This window comes from Streptomyces sp. SPB074 (genome assembly GCF_000154905.1).
In the GTDB taxonomy this organism is placed as follows: Bacteria; Actinomycetota; Actinomycetes; order Streptomycetales; family Streptomycetaceae; genus Streptomyces.
In genome coordinates this window covers 5,755,908-5,758,543 of the sequence record NZ_GG770539.1, presented here as the reverse complement: position 1 = coordinate 5,758,543, position 2,636 = coordinate 5,755,908, and the positions used below count along the sequence as shown (strand labels likewise).

General features: G+C 75.7%; 1 protein-coding gene and 1 pseudogene. One reads left to right on the top strand and one right to left on the bottom strand.

The annotated features are described in order from the left end of the window. Positions 1-28 precede the first annotated feature (28 nt). Positions 29-1,292, bottom strand: a pseudogene (locus SSBG_RS35485) (glycosyltransferase). A 538-nt stretch (positions 1,293-1,830) separates the two neighbouring features. Between SSBG_RS35485 and SSBG_RS24365 the strand changes: the two are divergent. Beyond that, the coding region (locus tag SSBG_RS24365; RefSeq protein ID WP_008748731.1) for a hypothetical protein at positions 1,831-2,636 on the top strand (806 nt) is incomplete at its 3' end.

Here is a 2,636-nt window from a genome sequence, read left to right as displayed (position 1 = left end):
CGCCGGGCGGGGATACCGGGCGTGGTCCTCATGCGGGGCGGGCCTTCCGTACGGCGGTGGCGCGGGAGACGAGGGCCTGGCGGAGGGGCCGGGCGCGCCCGCGGTGGACGGCGCCGCGCAGCAGCCCCGCAGGGCGGGGCCCCCGGGCGGCGCGGAGCGAGGTGAACAGGGACTCGTACCGCTCGGCGACGGCCGCCGGGTCGTGGCGGGCCGAGGAGCGCAGCGCGGCGGCGGCCATCCCGGCCCGCAGCGCGCCGTCGTTGATGAGCTGGAGGAGCGCGGCGGCGAAGGTGTCGGGGTCGGCGCCGACCGGGACGAGGCGGCCGGTGACACCGTCCTCGATGAGTTCGGCGGGGCCGTGCGGTGCCCGGGTGGAGACGACCGGCAGTCCGCAGCGCATCGCCTCGGCGATCGTGGTGCCGGAGGATTCACGCGCGGAGGTGACGGCGGCGACGGAGCCCTTGACCCACTCCGCCTCCATGGGGTGAGCGGGGCCCATGAGGAAGACGTGGTTGTAGAGGTCCAGTTCGTGGATGAGGCGGCGCAGCGCGTCCTCCTGTTCGCCGGAGCCGTGGATGCGCATCCTCTAGTCTGGGCGCTCGGCGTTTATTTTTGGCGAAGGCGCGGACGAGCAGGTCGTAGCGCTTGGCCCCGGTGAGGCGTCCGGCGGCGACGACCCATGGCGCGGTGCCGGTGGCGGGGGGCAGGTCGGGGGCGGGCACCGGGCCGGCCATGCTCCGGACGGGCACGCCGGGCAGGTGCATCCCGGCGCGGTAGGCGCGGGCGGCGGCCTCGGTCGTCGTGGTGATGCCGTCCAGGAGCGGGTAGGCGGCCTCCAGTTCCGCGCGCAGGGCCGGGGAGTGGGCGCCGGGGGCGCGGTGTTCCTGGCCGATGCGGACGGGGCCCGGGCGGGTGCGGCGGGCGAGGTGCGTGTTGAGCCCGGGGCGGGTGCCGAGGACGATGTCGGAGGTGAGTCCGGCGAGGTAGGCGTTGACGCGCGCGTCCGTGAGGGCGCTGTAGGCGGCGTGGCGGGGTTCGGCGCGCGGGAAATCGGTGGCGGGGCGCTGGAGCAGGGGGTGGCCGAGGTCGGAGCCCTGGCTGTGGGGGCGCAGGTCCACGAGGTGCCTGAGCCGGATGCGGGGGTCCGGGCCGAGGGCGGGGGTGTCGCGGTGGCGCAGGACCGAGACGACTTCGACGTCGTGGTGCTCGGCGAGCCGGGCCGCGAGCGTGTAGGTCGTACGGACGGTGCCGCTGAGGGCGTACCCGTCGTGGAGGAGGAAGGAGATCTGCATGTCTGTGTGTGTCCCGCCGTCGCGCACGGCCCGCCGGGGCCGGCCTGTCACCGCGGGGGCCGCCGGAGCGGTCCCCGCGGTGGGGTCGTCTTCGCGTCCTTTGTTCCGGTGCAGGGCGGGCGCGCCCTGCCGCTGTCGGCAACCCGGTGGTCGCCGCGCAGGTCACGGGGGCGGGGCGGGCGCTGGGCCAGCAGGGGGAGAAGTCCAGCCGGATGGCGGCGTTTCCGAGGCTCGTTCGACTGTTTTCAGCCACACCTGAGGAGTCGTTTACTCCGCATTTACACCTTTTGCCCTAGCGGGGTCCGGCGGTCCGCGTGCCGCCGTCGCGGGGCGCGTCCGTACGAAGCCCAGCTGACGCGGGGCGTGGCCGGGGCGCGGGTCCGCGCGGCGGGCACGGAGCGGACGCGGCCATTCCGCGCCGGGTGCGGCGTGACCCGGGCTGCGGTCGCCCGTTGACCGGGCGTGTGCCGGGAACCGCCCGGTGCGTGCGTGCGCCGGAGGCTCCGGGCACGCGGGTATACGAGACCGAGGAGCCCCCGTGCCGCGCATTCTCGACGTCGCCGACGACGTACGCGCCGAGATCGGTGACGAAGAAGCCGATCGGCTGCTCGCCGGGGAGAGTGCTCCCGGCGCCTACGACTGCACCTCCTGCCGCACACCGGGGGACTCGCTGCACGAGCACACCAGCACCGTGCTCTTCGTCGGCGAGGAGACCGCCGTGCTGGCCTTCGCGCACGCGGGCTGCCTGCCCTCGCAGGTCGTGCGGGTCACCGAGGAGCAGTTGCAGGGCGCGGTCGCCTCGATCACCGCGAGCGAGGCGAGCGAGGCGGGGGTGCCGCAGCAGGCGGTGCTCGGGGTCACGAGCGGCCTCGTGCTCCTCGACGGGGAGCTGCACCCCGCGCTCGTGGTCGAGCCGACCGGCCCGATCGCCCGTCCCGGCACCACGGGCCCGGACGACGCCTTCCTGCCGCTGCTCCAGGAGCAGGGCTTCGCCCCGGTCCACGAGGTGGGCGTGGTGCCGCAGGTGCTGCACGGCTGGTCGGTGCTCCTCGCGGTGGGACAGCTGCACGCCGTGCTCCAGCCGGGACCCGACGGCGGCTCCCCCGTCGCCTGGTGGCAGGCGCACCAGCCGCTCCAGGTCACCGAGGGCTGGCGCACCGCCGCGAACAAGCGGCAGTCCGTCCTCGTCTACGCGGCCCCGGCCGGGGGCATCGGCCGCCAGCCGCGCGAGGACCTGCTCCGCGAGGCGCTCGACAAGGCGGCGGCGCAGGGCCTGCTCGTCGCCGCCGCGATGCCACTCGCCGGTACACATGAGCGAGCGGGACCCCGCTACCGGCCGCCCGC